Source organism: Pseudomonas sp. MONT-RG-20F-20-E-7-02, assembly GCF_022662395.1.
Taxonomy (GTDB): Bacteria; Pseudomonadota; Gammaproteobacteria; order Pseudomonadales; family Pseudomonadaceae; genus Aquipseudomonas.
Window position 1 is genome coordinate 56,741 of the sequence record NZ_JAKNQN010000005.1, and the last position, 14,514, is coordinate 71,254.

At 57.4% G+C, this 14,514-nt stretch carries 18 protein-coding genes; 15 read left to right on the forward strand and 3 right to left on the reverse strand.

Annotated elements, in window-relative coordinates; genetic code table 11:
* Positions 1 to 136 precede the first annotated feature (136 nt).
* The 3 genes from L8I05_RS15950 (at position 137) to L8I05_RS15960 (ending at position 1,885) form a co-directional block, all read left to right on the forward strand.
* Positions 137 to 568: a hypothetical protein gene (locus tag L8I05_RS15950; protein WP_242170121.1), complete on the forward strand. Its 432-nt coding sequence runs from the start codon at positions 137 to 139 to the stop codon at positions 566 to 568.
* A gap of 100 nt (positions 569 to 668) precedes the next feature.
* On the forward strand, positions 669 to 1,232 hold the full coding sequence (locus L8I05_RS15955) for a hypothetical protein (RefSeq protein ID WP_242170123.1): 564 nt from the start codon (positions 669 to 671) through the stop codon (positions 1,230 to 1,232).
* A gap of 53 nt (positions 1,233 to 1,285) precedes the next feature.
* Complete coding sequence (locus L8I05_RS15960; RefSeq protein WP_242170125.1) at positions 1,286 to 1,885, forward strand: hypothetical protein; 600 nt, start codon at positions 1,286 to 1,288, stop codon at positions 1,883 to 1,885.
* A gap of 46 nt (positions 1,886 to 1,931) precedes the next feature.
* On the opposite strand, the gene L8I05_RS15965 is transcribed toward L8I05_RS15960, so the two are convergent.
* Positions 1,932 to 2,189 (reverse strand): hypothetical protein, encoded by a 258-nt coding sequence (locus tag L8I05_RS15965; RefSeq protein ID WP_083360333.1) that lies wholly within the window; start codon positions 2,187 to 2,189, stop codon positions 1,932 to 1,934.
* A gap of 516 nt (positions 2,190 to 2,705) precedes the next feature.
* Between L8I05_RS15965 and L8I05_RS15970 the strand changes: the two genes are divergently transcribed.
* The 12 genes from L8I05_RS15970 (at position 2,706) to L8I05_RS16025 (ending at position 10,312) form a co-directional block, all read left to right on the forward strand.
* On the forward strand, positions 2,706 to 3,098 hold the full coding sequence (locus L8I05_RS15970; RefSeq protein WP_169876735.1) for a DUF2846 domain-containing protein: 393 nt from the start codon (positions 2,706 to 2,708) through the stop codon (positions 3,096 to 3,098).
* 163 nt (positions 3,099 to 3,261) lie between these two features.
* Positions 3,262 to 3,906 carry a hypothetical protein gene (locus tag L8I05_RS15975; protein WP_242170127.1) on the forward strand — a complete coding sequence of 215 codons (645 nt, stop codon included), beginning with the start codon at positions 3,262 to 3,264 and terminating at the stop codon, positions 3,904 to 3,906.
* Position 3,907: 1 nt separating this feature from the next.
* On the forward strand, positions 3,908 to 4,600 hold the full coding sequence (locus L8I05_RS15980; protein ID WP_145159659.1) for a hypothetical protein: 693 nt from the start codon (positions 3,908 to 3,910) through the stop codon (positions 4,598 to 4,600).
* A gap of 59 nt (positions 4,601 to 4,659) precedes the next feature.
* Positions 4,660 to 5,538: a sel1 repeat family protein gene (locus L8I05_RS15985; RefSeq protein WP_242170129.1), complete on the forward strand. Its 879-nt coding sequence runs from the start codon at positions 4,660 to 4,662 to the stop codon at positions 5,536 to 5,538.
* The gene (locus tag L8I05_RS15990) at positions 5,538 to 5,936 is read left to right on the forward strand and encodes a hypothetical protein (protein ID WP_242170131.1); all 399 of its coding nucleotides are present in this window, start codon (positions 5,538 to 5,540) and stop codon (positions 5,934 to 5,936) included. The genes L8I05_RS15985 and L8I05_RS15990 overlap by 1 nt, the downstream gene beginning before the upstream one ends.
* Before the next feature lie 47 nt (positions 5,937 to 5,983).
* Complete coding sequence (locus L8I05_RS15995; protein ID WP_242170133.1) at positions 5,984 to 6,559, forward strand: hypothetical protein; 576 nt, start codon at positions 5,984 to 5,986, stop codon at positions 6,557 to 6,559.
* A gap of 259 nt (positions 6,560 to 6,818) precedes the next feature.
* Positions 6,819 to 7,370, forward strand: a complete 552-nt coding sequence (locus tag L8I05_RS16000; protein ID WP_242170134.1) for a hypothetical protein — start codon at positions 6,819 to 6,821, stop codon at positions 7,368 to 7,370.
* 65 nt (positions 7,371 to 7,435) lie between these two features.
* Complete coding sequence (locus tag L8I05_RS16005) at positions 7,436 to 7,897, forward strand: RDD family protein (RefSeq protein WP_242170136.1); 462 nt, start codon at positions 7,436 to 7,438, stop codon at positions 7,895 to 7,897.
* A gap of 69 nt (positions 7,898 to 7,966) precedes the next feature.
* Positions 7,967 to 8,548, forward strand: coding sequence for a hypothetical protein (locus tag L8I05_RS16010; RefSeq protein WP_242170138.1), 582 nt, complete (start codon positions 7,967 to 7,969; stop codon positions 8,546 to 8,548).
* Positions 8,549 to 8,592: 44 nt separating this feature from the next.
* Positions 8,593 to 9,273, forward strand: coding sequence for a CsgG/HfaB family protein (locus tag L8I05_RS16015; protein WP_098465532.1), 681 nt, complete (start codon positions 8,593 to 8,595; stop codon positions 9,271 to 9,273).
* Between the two features lie 29 nt (positions 9,274 to 9,302).
* Positions 9,303 to 9,665 (forward strand): DUF4810 domain-containing protein, encoded by a 363-nt coding sequence (locus L8I05_RS16020; protein ID WP_110622924.1) that lies wholly within the window; start codon positions 9,303 to 9,305, stop codon positions 9,663 to 9,665.
* The gene (locus L8I05_RS16025) at positions 9,662 to 10,312 is read left to right on the forward strand and encodes a DUF799 domain-containing protein (protein WP_083355843.1); all 651 of its coding nucleotides are present in this window, start codon (positions 9,662 to 9,664) and stop codon (positions 10,310 to 10,312) included. The genes L8I05_RS16020 and L8I05_RS16025 overlap by 4 nt, the downstream gene beginning before the upstream one ends.
* 73 nt (positions 10,313 to 10,385) lie before the next feature.
* On the opposite strand, the gene L8I05_RS16030 is transcribed toward L8I05_RS16025, so the two are convergent.
* Both L8I05_RS16030 and L8I05_RS16035 read right to left on the reverse strand, forming a co-directional pair.
* Complete coding sequence (locus L8I05_RS16030) at positions 10,386 to 12,191, reverse strand: M10 family metallopeptidase C-terminal domain-containing protein (protein ID WP_242170140.1); 1,806 nt, start codon at positions 12,189 to 12,191, stop codon at positions 10,386 to 10,388.
* A gap of 68 nt (positions 12,192 to 12,259) precedes the next feature.
* Positions 12,260 to 14,476 (reverse strand): M10 family metallopeptidase C-terminal domain-containing protein, encoded by a 2,217-nt coding sequence (locus tag L8I05_RS16035; RefSeq protein WP_242170142.1) that lies wholly within the window; start codon positions 14,474 to 14,476, stop codon positions 12,260 to 12,262.
* Positions 14,477 to 14,514: the final 38 nt, after the last annotated feature.

Genomic DNA, 14,514 nt, shown 5'->3' on the forward strand with positions numbered 1-14,514 from the left:
AAATAGTGGCCTGATACCTATTTTCCATGACCTGCCACGCGACATGGATGCGCATATGCCTGGTGGGTTTAGATATAATTCAGGTGGCCCTGGATCATCCCTTCCGGCATACCCCCCCGAAAAAAGGAACTGAGTAATGCATTCCTTACAGCCAGAGCACGCGAAGCAAAGGTTGATTTTTTATGTTGCACAGGATTTGGAACAGGTTATTAAGATCGATGTGCAGCAGCTTGTTAGTGAGCTTTCCACATCAAGAGATTGGAGTGTGTCGCCTCCAAACTATATTGAAGAAATAGATGCAGGTGGTTTAGAAGTCGTAGGCGGAGTGTTGGAAATTTATTCGGCGTTAGGGCCGAGTACGCTTCCTGTCGATTTGGACTCAAGGAGCCTGGATGATGTGGAGGCATTGATTGTCGCTGTGAGAGTTTTATCTGAAGTGAAGAGTCTTTCTTTTGAGTTTCAATTGGACGCTACGTATGTTGGCTGTGTTGATGATGGAGTCATCGACCGAGTTCTTTATGAGGGTTTGCTTGTTCCATGGAGAGAGAATCTCCAGCGGAGAACGTGAGAAAATGGTGGTTTGCCCCCTATTTCCTCGCAAAGATGAAGGCGAGTTAATGATGATACACACCACAGCCTATACGCCAGTGACTACAGCGTTTGCGTCTATGACCACGAAAGACCTCGAAGCTTTCTATGAGTGGTTTATGCTTAACAAAGCCTACTGCTTAGATGATTTAATTCAAACTGTTTGGCAGACGCCTGGGTATGAGGATTGGCGTGCAGATTTCTCCCCGGTGTCTCTGGGTCTATTAGCAGAGTGGTTGGCTTCTCAAATGACCAAGACCAACCGGTCGTCGAAAGGCAGCACACTCGCAGAGGACTCAGTGGCCAGTGCGGCGGGCGATGAGGCACCTGATATATCCGATGAAGAAAAGTCTTTAACTGTTTTGGTCGGTATGTATTACGGTGAGGTCGCCGTTAGAAATAATGCGCGACTTACGTGGTCGCAGTTGAAGGGTAATAAAAAGCAAGCGGATTATGGCCAGCCTGTTATAACTGCTTCCGGTACACTCCCGACCAATCCGGTGCGTGTTATTAATGCATTTGCGTGCGGCCTTGCTGACGGCTCAAGAACAAGCGGGCGGCTTCGAGAAACCTATGATTATTGGATGGAGTTGATTAAGCACGGGGATAGAATTCAGGCCACGTGTTGCAATATTTCTCTTTAAAATAGATTCGCTTCCCTTATCGCAACAGCTATAAAACGAACGGAAGGCAATAAATGTCTATCAATAAAGACTGGACCCCCGGCTTTGGCGAGATCGTTACATGGTTCGCCATGGACAAGGCAGGCGCAATCGCCGTGATGGTGAATAACTGCTTTGGCCGTTTGCCGGCCGTGTTGTTAGCGCTGCCTGATGTAGAGTCGAAGTTGGATCGATTGAGCGAATACCTGTGGGAGGAGTCTGCCGAGTTCGATACCTACCCTGAGAGCAAACAAGGTGAAACGATACTTGGCCTGTATTCCGCTCGCACCTATCGGCACCTTGCCCGAAGAGCAGACGTAGAAGCATTGATAGGTGAGCACTCGTCAGCGGAGTTGGCGTTGACGGAATACAACGTGCCGTCGGTCAAAGGGTTTTATGTTTACCATGGAGTTGAAGGCAGCGTGGCCAATGAAGATTACCCGGTGGGCTATGAGGGGCAGAGCCAGATAGGGGATTATTTCAGGTATTTGCTGCCCACTATTATGGCGAACATTGAGGATATACCGGCGCCACTCAGAGGCTGCATCGCGGTGTGTGAGTCGTTTGAATTTTCTGAACGGTCTTTTTGGTCCAGCGATTGGGTTGATGCGTATTTTCGTACGTTGTATGGGTGACGTTGCGCACATCAGTTGGGCGGCCCCAGGGCCGCCCGGCTTTTACTCAGGATGGATCGGCATGGAGCCTGCGCATGATGACATCAAGCAAATCACACCCATCGCGCAGCGGAATGGCCAGCAATTGGGCGAAGTCTTGAAGCACCACAGCATCGCTGCTGAGCTGTTCGCGAAAGGCCAGGTTTTCCAGCAGTTGGGTGACGGCTCGAATCCGGTACACGGCGGCGTCGTGAAGCACGTCGAGGGGCGCACAGGTGTCGATGAGCAGAGCGGGGACGGTGCTGTCGTGACCCGTGAGGGGCATGTATTGGTTCATTTTCAGTTCTCTGTTATTGGATTAAGCCACCACTCATTCGTCGCCAAACGAAAGGGTGGCAGCTGTACGCAGGTTGGCGAACCGGCAACAGAGAAAACCGGCAGACCCGAAGGTCTCCCGCGCACAGCCGCCATAACATGCACAGCTTTGCGGGTGCAAAAAACACCTGCATAGAAGCGGGTTGCTTTTGCACTCTGTTGTCAGGTCGCCAAACCTGATCGCCATTTGGGCGACGGGCCGGACTATAAGCCCCCCACCCAAACCCACGCAAGGCATCAAACTACTGGCCCACGCACACCGCCTCATGTCTTCAGCTGCCTGGCCGACACATTGGCGATGATTAAACGCGTCAAAGCACCCGCGCCGGTCAATCGCCGTCGCATCAACCCGCTCTACCGTTACACCACAAGGAAGAAGTACATGATCAAGTTGTTCTGCAAAGCTGCTGTTGTATTGTCCCTGGCCACGCTGTTTGGCTGCTCCTCGACACCGTCGGTGGAGAAAATGCAGGCGGACGTGGCGAACTACTCGCTGCCCAAGGCTGCTGTCGCTGACAAAGGCCTGGTGTACGTAGTACGCCCAAGCAACGTGGGGATGATGGTGCGCTTCAACGTGTTCCTGGATGACAAGGAAGCCGACTCGGAGATGGGCTACAACCGTGGCAACCAATACATTTATTTCTTCGTGACGCCGGGCCAGCACGTGATCAGCTCCAAAGCTGAAAACTGGGCTGACATGCCGATCAACGTCAAGGCGGGTGAGGTGGTTTACCTCAAGCAGGAAGTCGAAATGGGCTTCGCCGTGGCGCGCAACAGCCTCAAAGTGCTGAGCGATGTGGAAGGCCGTTATCTGGTCAAGGACGCGTCCTTGGGCACCGTGGCAAAAGAAAGCAAGTGAGTTAAACACGCTTGAAGCGGCCGGGCCCCAGGCCCGGTCGTTGTTGCTGTTCGTCCGCCCTGAACGCATCGTTTGTCAGGGCTGCCATTACGTGCAACCCCTTCTGGCCAGCCTTGCCGACATCTATGACGCCGCAAAGCCCGGCGCTGCTCAAGGATAAGACGTGGACGATAAACTCAATGACCTGCTGCACTTCGTACCCCCGCATGCCGATTATGCTGTGGATGCGACAGACCTGGACCCGGAAGATATTCCCGACGCTCGCGTCGCCGGCGTGACGGCGTTGCTCAGGACTCATCCCGATGACGGTGTGCGGCTGTTGGCCGCGCGTTTGCTGACAAGTTGGGGCGTGCAAGAAGGCTTGAGTTATACCGCTCATATCATTGACAACGTCCAGACGTTCGAAGGGTTTGATTCACATCGGCTGCACGGCCACGATGAGACCTACAAGTATGTGCTGAGGTCGTTGGTGGGTTACTTTTGCCGGTTGGCCGATGCGGGTGAGGGTGAAAAAGCACGGGCTGAAATCTATGCGCCGATTGTTAAGATCATTCATTTGTCGAATGGGCGCCCCTTTGAAATCGCCGATATGTTTTGGTTGGTCAGCCGCAACCAATTCAACGAATACCTACCTGCACTGCGTGAGCATCTGCTGGCGATGGCTGCGAACCCGGAGCCGCATCGCTGGAAAATTTATGATGTGCTGGAGCTGTTGTTAAACGTGGATGCGGAGTTTGCTGCTGGATTTTTGAAGGCGGCAGGCAAGTCGCATAACGACTTCAACCTGAATAAAACATTAAAGGACTGATGTGAAAAACCTTCTACTGATTCTGCTTTCCACCCTCATCCTCGGCGGCTGCGTCAGCCAGCCCCTCACGCCCGAACACCGTGCGCAGGTCAAAACGGTCAAGGTTTTGCCCGTGAAGTGGCAAAAGAACATGGTCTACATGGGCCGTGAACAAGCCTGGGGCGCGGCACTGGGCGCCGGGCTTGGCGCGGGCGTCGGCATGGCCAGCGGCGCGGGCAAGCTGGGCACGGCGGCTTTGAGCGGCGCGGGGTTTGCCGGTGGCATGAAGGTTGGGCAACTGGCCGAAATGTCGACGCCTGCGGCGATCCTCACGGTGATGGACGCCGAAAACATCGACTTGGGTGTGTTGCTCAAGCAGGGCTTTATCGATGCCCTGGGTAAAACCTCATCGCTCAAAGTCGTGGGTGACGATGAGCCGGCCGACGCGCAAATTGAGCTCACGGTGGGCGAGTGGGGCTTTCGCCTGACCCAGGGTTTCAGCAGCGTGGTGTACCCGACGCTCACGGTGGTGGCGCGCATGGACCGTGGCGACGAGATGCTCTGGCGCACGGTGGAGACGGTCACGCCGTTCAATGGCCAGAATGTCTACGGCTACACGCCGCTCACGTATCGCACCGACCCTGAGGCGTTGCGCCGCGCACTCACGGGTATTACGCAGATCACCAGTGGGTACCTGGTGAAAGAACTCAAATAAGCCTGCGAGTGCGTTAATGCTGGCCTGCTCTCTATTTTCTGATTACACGGATGCATCCCATGAACAAGGCAATGGTTGTACTGGCAATCGCGGGTTTCGTCGCAGGCTGTCAAGCCTCCGCACCACCCAGCTCCTTTGAACAGAGCCTGGCCAACGTCCAATGCGTGCTGTCTGAGGGCGCGAAAAGCCTCACAGCAGACCAGGTTCAATCCATTCGTAACGCAAGCGATAACGGCAACGTGCGCTGTAAGACCGCGCTCGGTGGTTTGTACGAAACCGGTCGTGGCGGCGTACCGCAAGATTTTGCCAAGGCCAAATCGCTCTATGAGTCCGTCGCCGCCGTGGATGGCATCGGTTACGAGAGGCTGGCGCGTATGGCCGAGGAGGGCCACGGGCAAGCGCGCAACGACGTGGAGGCGCGCCGGCTTTATCAGTTGGCGCTGACCAGCAGCGACAGCGATAAAAGTAAGCTCGCTTTGGCCAAATTGATGGAGGAGGGTCGCGGTGGCCCGCAGGATTTGTTCGGGGCCATGATGTATTACGTGGAGGCCAGCCAGCATGCCGGCGATGTCGCGTGGAAGGGCATTCAGCGCATTCGCGCTCAAGGGCCGGTGCTGACGCCTGAACAGACGCAGCGCTACAACGACGTCTGGGCGGATACCAGTCGCAAGAGCCTGAATCGCACGACGATGGATATCGAGATAGCCTTGAACAAGCACATCCAACGCGCCAGCGTCAGCAAGCCGGTGACCCTGCAAGTGCAAGGCAAATCGGGTTCGAATGTGCCGCACATCGCATTGATCCAAAGCTCGGGCAACGCTGAGGTAGACCAGGCCGTAATCGCCGCATTTGGTAAATACCGCATTCCTGCCGAGCCGCTATTGCCGGCTGGCCAGGATTCCTGGTCGTCTGAGCGGTCTCTCAAGGTCGGCCTGTAATGGGATGGCGGTTAGTGCAGGGAATTTGCCTGCTGCTGATGTTCGTCAGTGCAAGCGTCTCTATGTTGGCGTGGGCCTACTTCGACAGCTCCACCGCCGGCGCTTTCGGCTCGGCGCTGGGTGTTTTCCTGATGGGCGCCATTGGGCTGCTGTTCGCGTTTGTGTTCGAGCGCTCACGCACGCCGCGGGCCACGGCGCGCTACCTGGCAACACGCTTGGCCCTGGTACTGGTGCTGGCAGCGGGCGCGGCCTACCTGGTTGAAGCGCTGTGGCTTGCGCCTGAGCGCGACGAGCTCGACGCGAATCTGGAGGGCGCGACCTGTGGCAAATACACCGGCACTGTGGTGAAAGGCTGGGAGCAGATTTGCGCCGAGCAGCGCGAGCGAGAAGCGCATTGAGCGCTGCCTTTACCGGCGGCTTCCACTTCATCATCAAGGACTGAACAATGACCGAAAACGTTTTCGCCACACCCACTGCCAATCTTCAAACTGCTGCGCAGGTCACGCCTGAGTTTTACGTCATCGCCGAGCGAAAGTTGTTTATTTTGTCGGTCCTGAGCTTGGGCCTTTATATGTATTTCTGGTCCTTCAAGCACTGGAGCAACTACAAGAAGGCCACCCAGGCCGACATCTGGCCCTGGGCACGCGGGCTGCTGTGTATTTTCTTTGTGCATAAGCTGTACCGGCGCGCCGACCATCAGATTCGCATCACGGGCCGCTCGTATATTTTTGATTTTGAGCAGTGGGCGACGATGCTGGTGGTGATCACGGTGGCGGGGCATATCGTCGACAGACTGTCTGATCACATTGAAAGCACGGCAGCGGTTGCGGTCTGGCTGTTTATCTCGATCCCGCTGCGCGCTTACCTGATGCAAAAGGGCCAGGCGATGCTCAACTTTGCGGCCGGTGATGCCGATGGCTCGAGCAATGCCCGCTTCAATGTCTGGAACTACCTGATCATGGTGCCGGGCGCGGCGCTGTGGGCGTTGATGCTTTTCCTCACGTTACCCTCGTTCTTTTGACGGGAGATAAACATGGTATGGATACGAGTAGCTCCGCTAAACGTTGATCGCGATGATGGCGATGAGTGTGGATGACGGCATAACACCGCAGCTTGAGCAGTTCGCCAACGCGGCCGCCCGTCGACGAAGCGAAAAAGCATTGCTCATGTATTTGACGGGGTTGCCGATACGCTAGTGGCTCAGAGCCATCACTTCAAAGGCTCAGCATTTATGGACAGCGCAGCTGCGTTAAAAAACCAGCTGCCCTAGGGAGTACTCAATGCGTTTTGCTGCATGGATTTTGCTGGGTGTTGCGCTGTTACTTGCCGGCTGCAACACCACACCCTACGACCGGGCAACGGTGTATTACGACCGCGCGCAGTACCCTGCCGACCTGGTGAAAGACTTCCCAGGCATCACGGACCCCATTGTTCAACATGGCCGTTGTGCCGTGGTGATGACCACACCCAACTCCAATACGGGCGCCTATTACTTCTGCACGTTTGCGCTCACGGCCAACGACCTGTACGTGATGGGCTGGAATGGCAAGACCATGAAGTATGAGTCGCTGGCCAACGTGAAGTTGTCGGCCCTGAAGAAGATTTCGATCTGGTCGTTCTTCCGCGCACGGCAGGTGCAACTCACCGAAAGCCAGCGTCTGTTGGGCTTTAGCGTGACCATTGATGACGGTGGCTACGACGACGGTGCAGCGACCGAGCGGTTGTTCGACACCCTGAAAGGCAAGGGCATCACCGTGGTGGAAAGCGAAGGCCAGATCAAGCCGCCGCCGGCGCCCGCGCCGATGTTTATTCCGATCATTATTCCCAAGTAGGCGTTAAACCGCCGCTTCAATCGGGGCATACACCTGCCTTTCTCACCGTAGGGATCAACAGCGTTATGAACGACTCAGTTTCGGCCTCCGCCGGCTATGACCTTGCCAGCCCAGGCAAGCGCATTTTGGGCTACGTCATCGATATGGCCGTGGTTTTTGTCCTGCTGTTCTTGAAGGGTTGGCTGGATTACGTCGCGGTGTATTTTTCTTCAGCAGGCAGCGCCGTGGTGTTTCACTACCTGCACTTCCTGCTGTTTTGGCTGGCGCTAGGTTACATGCTGTTCTGCGATGCCTTGCCCAATGGGCAAAGCCTGGGCAAACGCCTGTGCCGCACCTCTGTGGTGGGTTACCCGTACCCCACCAACTGCAGCGTGTTCCAAGCGTTTTTGCGCAATGTGCCCAAACTGCTGTTCAGCCTGTTGGATGGCCTTTTTGTGTTGTTCGGCATGCGCCGCCGCTTGGGTGACATGCTGGCGAAGACGATTGTTATCAACAACCCGCCAGCTCTGCGCACCGAAACCGCTTGAGTACGTTGGGCAACCCCGTAAAATGCCGCGGCACGAGCAACATGCCACCTTTCAGGGACGAATAAAGCAATGCGCGTTTTTGCCTTTCTCTTGGCCATCTGCCTGATGGCCGGCTGCGCCTCCAAGCCGGATTACTACATCTCGCCGGCGCCGGTCACCATTCCCAAGACGGCCACTTACTGGCTCGACACCTTCGACGTTGACGTTGTGGGCAAGAACGAGCGCTTTCTGCCGGATGCCAAGGTTCGCCAGCAATTGGGCGTCGACCTGATCAATCGACTGCTCCAGGCCAAGCGCTACGCCACCAGTAAAGAGAAGGCCGACTACCTGCTCGATGTTGACGTGATCTATACGCGGCGCATCCAGGACACCCAAGGCGGCTTCATGACCGCCATCGTCGACGACAACACCATCCTCGCCAGTGTCGACTTCAACTATTCGGTCAAGATCAAGAAGGCCGATGCCGAGATACTGCACTTTTCCCAAGCTCGCCAGGGGCTTATGCCTGGGGGGTACCGCGGCGACTGGCAGAACATGAAAACCGTGGCCGGTGTGCTGACCAACTCCGGCAACTCGAGCGTGGAGTCCTTTTACACCGGCTTGCTGAGCCGTTTTATCGTCGACGATTTACGCAATATCCCGTCCCGCTAGCGTTACCTGCTGCAACGGCTGAACTCTCACTCTAGGAGCACCCTGTGAAAACACTGTCCAAAATCCTGCTGTCGGGCCTCACCGCCGCAGCGCTGCTGACCGTGGCCGGTTGTGCCACGGAGAGCAACCGCGCGATGCCGGTGGAACAAGTCGCCAGCGCCAACGTCGCTTATTCCGGCGTGCGCGTACCCATCGCCGTGGGCAAGTTCGATAACCGTTCGAGCTACATGCGCGGCATCTTCTCCGACGGCGTTGACCGCCTCGGTGGCCAGGCCAAGACCATCCTGATCACCCACCTGCAGCAGACCAACCGCTTCAGCGTGCTGGACCGCGACAACATGGGCGAAATCTCCCAGGAAGCCGCGATCAAAGGCACCGTGCAGAAGCTTAAAGGCGCCGACTACGTGGTGACCGGTGATGTGACCGAGTTCGGCCGCAAAGAAACCGGCGACCGCCAGCTGTTCGGCATTCTTGGCCGTGGCAAAACCCAAGTGGCCTACGCCAAAGTCGCGTTGAACATCGTCAACATCAGCACTTCCGAAGTGGTGTATTCCACTCAGGGCGCCGGTGAGTACGCCCTGTCCAACCGTGAAGTGGTCGGCTTCGGCGGCACCGCCAGCTACGACTCCACCCTCAATGGCAAGGTCCTGGACCTGGCCATGCGCGAAGCCATCAACCGCCTCGTCGACGGCATCAATGCCGGCGCCTGGAACCCGCGCAACTGATCAGCAGTACCTCAAGGAGCAGTACACGGATGAGCAAGGCAGTTAAGTTGGCGCTGATGCTGACAGCAATCGCGACGGTCGCCGGGTGCCACACGGCGCCCCAACCCCTGTATCAGTGGGAAAGCTACCAGCCGCAGGTTTACGAGTACTTCAAGGGCGAGCCCAAGGAAGCGCAGGTCGAGGCGCTGGAGCGCGACCTGCAAAAGATCAACGCCAGTGGCCGCAAAGCGCCGCCGGGTTACCACGCGCACTTGGGCATGCTGTACATGACCATGGGCAAGGATGACCAGATGGTGCAGGAGTTCCGCACCGAGAAGGCGCTGTTCCCCGAGTCTGCTTCCTACATGGACTTTTTGCTGAAAAACGCCAAGACCGGAGTCGCCACTAAATGAGCCTGTTAAAACTCACCGGCGCCTTGCTGGCCCTGGCTTTGCTCGGCGGTTGCGCAGCGCCCAAGACCATTGATTACACGGCCTACAAACAGGCGCGGCCGAAGTCGATCCTGGTACTGCCGCCGATCAATGAATCGCCGGAAGTGCAGGCGTCCTACAGCATGGTGTCGCAAGTCACCTACCCGTTGGCCGAAGCCGGCTACTACGTGCTGCCGATTGCCCTGGTGGACGAAACCTTCCGCCAGAACGGCCTGACCACGGCCAACGATATCCAGGGCGTGGCGCCGGCCAAGCTGCATGACATCTTTGGTGCGGACGCGGCGCTGTACATCACCGTGAGTGAGTACGGCACCAAGTACATGCTGATCTCCAGCGACACCTCGGTGACGGCCTCGGCCAAACTGGTCGACCTGCGCACCGGCACCACCTTGTGGACCGGTTCGGCACGCGCATCCAGCGAGGAAGGCAACAACAACAGCGGCGGCCTGGTGGGCATGCTGATCACGGCGGCGGTCAAGCAGGTGATCAACAGTTCTACCGATGCCGCGCACCCGATTGCCGGTATCACCAGTGCGCGCCTGCTCTCGGCAGGGCAACGCACCGGGATTCTGTACGGGCCGCGTAACCCGAAGTACGGCACGGACTAAACCGGCTACACAACCCTGAACGAGCGTTTACCGGCCCTTACAGGTTGGTAAATGCTTCGCCGCTTGTTCGCTGTTAGTGAACCATGATGTCCTTGGGACTGATCAATTGCGTACTTTTTATTAGAAAGTCCGTCGTACGGTTGCCGGTCAGGTCGATGGCGATGAAATAGCGGCCGCTTTGCGAGTTGTATTTCACCATCGTATCGCCTACGCGCCCGGTAAATGCCTCAACGAGCTTGAGGCGTGTATTGGCTTCTTTCTCCACCCCGCGCAGATCAATGCTGTCTATGCCGCTGGTGAAATCCGTCAGTAACCGAGCATTGGAATAGGTCGAATCGCGGGCGCTGTCGAAGATGAAAGGCGGTTTTGCCACGGCGGTACGATTGCGTGAGGTCGCGCGCGTCGCGACTTCGGCAGCGCTGTGGGGCACGAGGTCACTTGGCCTGACTTGCCCATGAGTCTTGATAAACAGGTCAGCCCTGCCATTGCCATTCAGGTCGATGGCCACGGAACCCATGCCGCTTCGTTCGTCGTAGGTGAGCAGCGCTTCACCGGCTTTACCGCTCCAGGCACGGACGATAGACAGGGAAGACAGGCCCGCACTGCGCAACGCACCCGTCACGTCGATCTTGTCGCTGCCGCTGGTGAAATCCATGATTTCATCCGGGGTTTGCAGCGTGGAATCACTGGCGCGGTTATACACAAAACTGTCGGCACCTCGGCCCCCGCGGAGTCGATCGGCGCCGCCCCCGCCGGTGAGCCGGTTATTCTCATCGTTACCGATCAGCGCATCATGACCTGCGCCGCCGATGGCATTTTCGATCGTGACACCCCGGGCGATTGAGACGTTGCCTTGACCGTGACCCACATCCGAGAACGAACCCGCCCTGAGGTTCACGACTTGATTGGTGCCGTAACCCGAGACGTCCAGCGTGTCGTTGCCGGCGCCGTCCCAGATGCAAAAAGTGGCCAAGTCGCGGTTGCTGTTCAGTGAGTAGTAATCCCGCCCGGTGTTGGAGTTGAAGCCATAGGTGTTGTTTTCCCTGCGGGTTTGATAGTTGGCGCCGTACTTGTGTTGAATTGTGCTGATGTCATCCATCATGGGCGCAACCACGTCGTATGTGGCATTTTTGCCACTGCTTTGAGCGTTGTAATAGCTCATGACGCTATGGGCTTTGGAGTCTTGGGCATAGATACGTTTGTTATCGTCTGGTTGACCGTCGTAGGCACCTGGGTGACTCAGGCCGAGGGCGTGACCGATTTCGTGGGTCATGGTGGGTCGTGTTACATGACGCTGGTTGTAGCGGGTTTCACCGCCAGCACCGCCGTTGTAGCGGCTATAAGGGTAGGCGCCGTCGGCAACGGCGATGCCGTTGAATATTTTGAAGGTCAATTGCCCTTCTGCCGCGCCGCCGTTTTCTGTGAAGGCCAGATTGGCCACGTCGCCCCAGGACTGGATCGAACGCCGGGCTTCTTGCTTTTGATATTCGTTGAATCCCATACCCCGTTCGTTTTTGAAGTAGTAGGAAATCTCGGTTCTGTTATTTCGGTTCGAGTCCTGCCATGTGGTTGTCTGCCGCGTGAGCTGCTCTATGGCCCGTTGTTTGTCAAAGGACTGCCTGTTTGCTCTGTTTAAGTACGGATCGTCTGCACGCAGGGTTGCGTCATACGTGCTGCCAGGGGTGTTTGCAGCGCTCGCTGCCGAGGTGGCCCATCGACGACTTTCCGCAACCTTTTGGCCTGATGCCTGGGGTACAAAACGATGCGGGTTTGAGGTTTGATTCGACGGCTGCAAACCGAAGGTGCGCGAGGCTCCCTCGCCCGGTTGAGTGTCAATCGGATGAGGCTGACTGAAAGGCATACTGAGGTTTGTTTTCAAAGTAATCACTCCTATCGAACCATTGACTGAATGGGGCTTCGCTGCGGATGCGGCTCTGAGTGCCGGCATCATTGGCGGGCTTGGTTACGGTGCTGCTGGATCAGCTCTGCTCGCGTCGCGGCGCCCATCGAGGCGCGGCTGTTGCCCACTTGGCCGATGATCGAACCGTAGTGCAGCCCGATGATTTCCCCGGTGTCGGCCGAAATCAGCGGAGAGCCCGACGTGCCGGGTACTTTGTAGGCGTCATGGTAGAAAGAACTCCGGGCGCCGCTGTCGGAGTTGTGCCCCAAAACGCTGGTGGGTTTGCCGGCGGCGTTCAGGAAGGCAATGCCAAGGCCTTGCTGACCGTGGTTGGGCATAAAGATTTTTTGCCCGGCTTGGGCCTGGGTGTTATCGGCCAATTTGAGCGGCGAGAACTGCTTGGCCAGGGCGTTGATCTGCGCCTGAGGCAAGTCGACCCGTAACTCGGCGTAATCCAGGTTGGCGTCGCTACTGAGCGGCCGGGTATCCAGCGGCACCTTGCGCTCGACGCGCATGCGGCCGCTGTCATCCTCTGTGTAACCCAGCCACAGCTCGAGCTTGCTGCCTTTGGCAAGGGCGTCGTGCACATGTTTGTTGGTCAATACGCTGGCGCCCCCGTCGATCAGTGAACCGGTGCCCAAGGTGTTGTAATGAACCCGCTCGTAGCCCCACGCGTCGCGCAGCACAGTCACTTCGCGAATGCTGCCCACCGCTTTGGCGCTGGCATGCATGGCTGAACCCTCAAGCGACCCACTGGCCCAGTTTTGCACAGAGAAGGGCGCGCGTTGCGAGGGGGTGCTATCGCGCTTGATCCGCGAAACAGTAGGCGATGTGACGGTCGGTGCTGGTGCCGGAACAGGTGGTGGGGGCGTCACTGGAAGGTGCACAGTGGCGCCACCGGAGATCACATCGCTGGCCCTGATTGCACTGCTGCTCCTGATGAACAGGTCGGCGTTGCCGTTGCCATTCAGGTCAATGGAGAGGCTGCTTTCCCGGGTACTCGGGTTGTAGCCCAGCACCGCTTCGCCCGCTCGGCCGCTCAAGCGTTGGACAAAACGCAGGCTGTTGACACCCGCCTCACGCAACGCCCCGGACACATCAATTTTGTCCAGCCCGCTGCTGAAGTCCGTCAGCAGGTCGGAACGACTGAGGGTGGAGTCACTGGCCTTGTCGTAGACAAATGTGTCGGCCCCGGCGCCGCCGGTCAGTCGGTCTGCTCCTGCGCCACCTTTGAGGCGATTGTTGGCGTTGTTACCCGTCAACAGGTCATCGCCCGAACCGCCGATGGCATTTTCTATCGTTACGCCTCTGGCGATGGAGACGTTGCCTTTCATGCCGCCGACATCGGAAAGATGCTGGGCGTTGAGGTTGATGCGCTGGTTCTGATGGAAGCCGGAAAAGTCCAGGGTGTCATTGCCGCCGCCATCCCACACGCAAAACACCGGGGCATCGTCTGCGGACCGCAGGCTGAACGCGTCACGACCGGTGTTGGAGTTGAAGCCGTAGGTGGTGTCGGTGTTGCGGGTCTTGTAGTTGGCGCCATACAGTTTTTGCACGGCGGTGATGTCGTCCATCATCGGCGTGGAGGGGTAGTGGGTACGCCGATGCTTGGCAAAATCATGCCCGAGCATGCCTTCCCACCAGTAGCTCATGATGCTGTAGGCGCGGGTGTCTTCGGCATAGGTGGCGCGTGAGGCGTAGTCTCCGTCACCGTTGTATCGGCCGGGGTGCAGCAGACCCAAGGTATGCCCGATCTCGTGGTTAATAAGCCATTGCCCGAAACCGTCTTGGGTGGGGGGCCTTTCCTTGCCATCCGAAGAGATCCACACCTGCGTGCCGTCGCTGTAGATGCCGGGGTAGCTGCCTGTTCCGGCAAGGCCGAGTTGGGAGTCGTTGCCTAATAACAGCTGCCCTTCGGCGTCGGGCGCATCCTGTGCAAAGGTGATATTGGCCAGGTCCGACCAGTACTGCATCGCGCGTACGGCGTCGGCTTTCTGAGCACCGGTAAATTCATTGGCGCCCTTGGGCGTATTGAAGGTTGCTTGCGACGGGGTGAAAAACCGGTAGGCAATAGGTATGACGCCATCACCATTGAGGTCCTTCCAGCGAAAGCCCAATCGCGTGATTTGTTCGGCCGCCTGATCGGTATTGTAGGACCTCTTGTTGTTGCCCTGGCCTGACTGAGGCGTGGGCGGTTGGCTGGGTGAATCGGCAGCCTGTGTATTCAAAGAAGCAGTGAAGGGGTTCGGGTTGATTCTGACCATGGTTATTTACCTTCTGTCAGTTAGCGTGCACAGGCAGC

Coding starts and splice junctions, on each gene's coding strand:
- L8I05_RS15950 (WP_242170121.1), top strand. CDS start 137: ATGCATTCCTTACAGCCAGAGCACGCGAAGCAAAGGTTGATTTTTTAT.
- L8I05_RS16000 (WP_242170134.1), top strand. CDS start 6,819: ATGCGTTTTGCTGCATGGATTTTGCTGGGTGTTGCGCTGTTACTTGCC.
- L8I05_RS15955 (WP_242170123.1), top strand. CDS start 669: ATGACCACGAAAGACCTCGAAGCTTTCTATGAGTGGTTTATGCTTAAC.
- L8I05_RS16025 (WP_083355843.1), top strand. CDS start 9,662: ATGAGCCTGTTAAAACTCACCGGCGCCTTGCTGGCCCTGGCTTTGCTC.
- L8I05_RS15985 (WP_242170129.1), top strand. CDS start 4,660: ATGAACAAGGCAATGGTTGTACTGGCAATCGCGGGTTTCGTCGCAGGC.
- L8I05_RS16005 (WP_242170136.1), top strand. CDS start 7,436: ATGAACGACTCAGTTTCGGCCTCCGCCGGCTATGACCTTGCCAGCCCA.
- L8I05_RS16035 (WP_242170142.1), bottom strand. CDS start 14,476: ATGGTCAGAATCAACCCGAACCCCTTCACTGCTTCTTTGAATACACAG.
- L8I05_RS15970 (WP_169876735.1), top strand. CDS start 2,706: ATGCAGGCGGACGTGGCGAACTACTCGCTGCCCAAGGCTGCTGTCGCT.
- L8I05_RS15965 (WP_083360333.1), bottom strand. CDS start 2,189: ATGCCCCTCACGGGTCACGACAGCACCGTCCCCGCTCTGCTCATCGAC.
- L8I05_RS16010 (WP_242170138.1), top strand. CDS start 7,967: ATGCGCGTTTTTGCCTTTCTCTTGGCCATCTGCCTGATGGCCGGCTGC.
- L8I05_RS15990 (WP_242170131.1), top strand. CDS start 5,538: ATGGGATGGCGGTTAGTGCAGGGAATTTGCCTGCTGCTGATGTTCGTC.
- L8I05_RS15960 (WP_242170125.1), top strand. CDS start 1,286: ATGTCTATCAATAAAGACTGGACCCCCGGCTTTGGCGAGATCGTTACA.
- L8I05_RS15995 (WP_242170133.1), top strand. CDS start 5,984: ATGACCGAAAACGTTTTCGCCACACCCACTGCCAATCTTCAAACTGCT.
- L8I05_RS16020 (WP_110622924.1), top strand. CDS start 9,303: ATGAGCAAGGCAGTTAAGTTGGCGCTGATGCTGACAGCAATCGCGACG.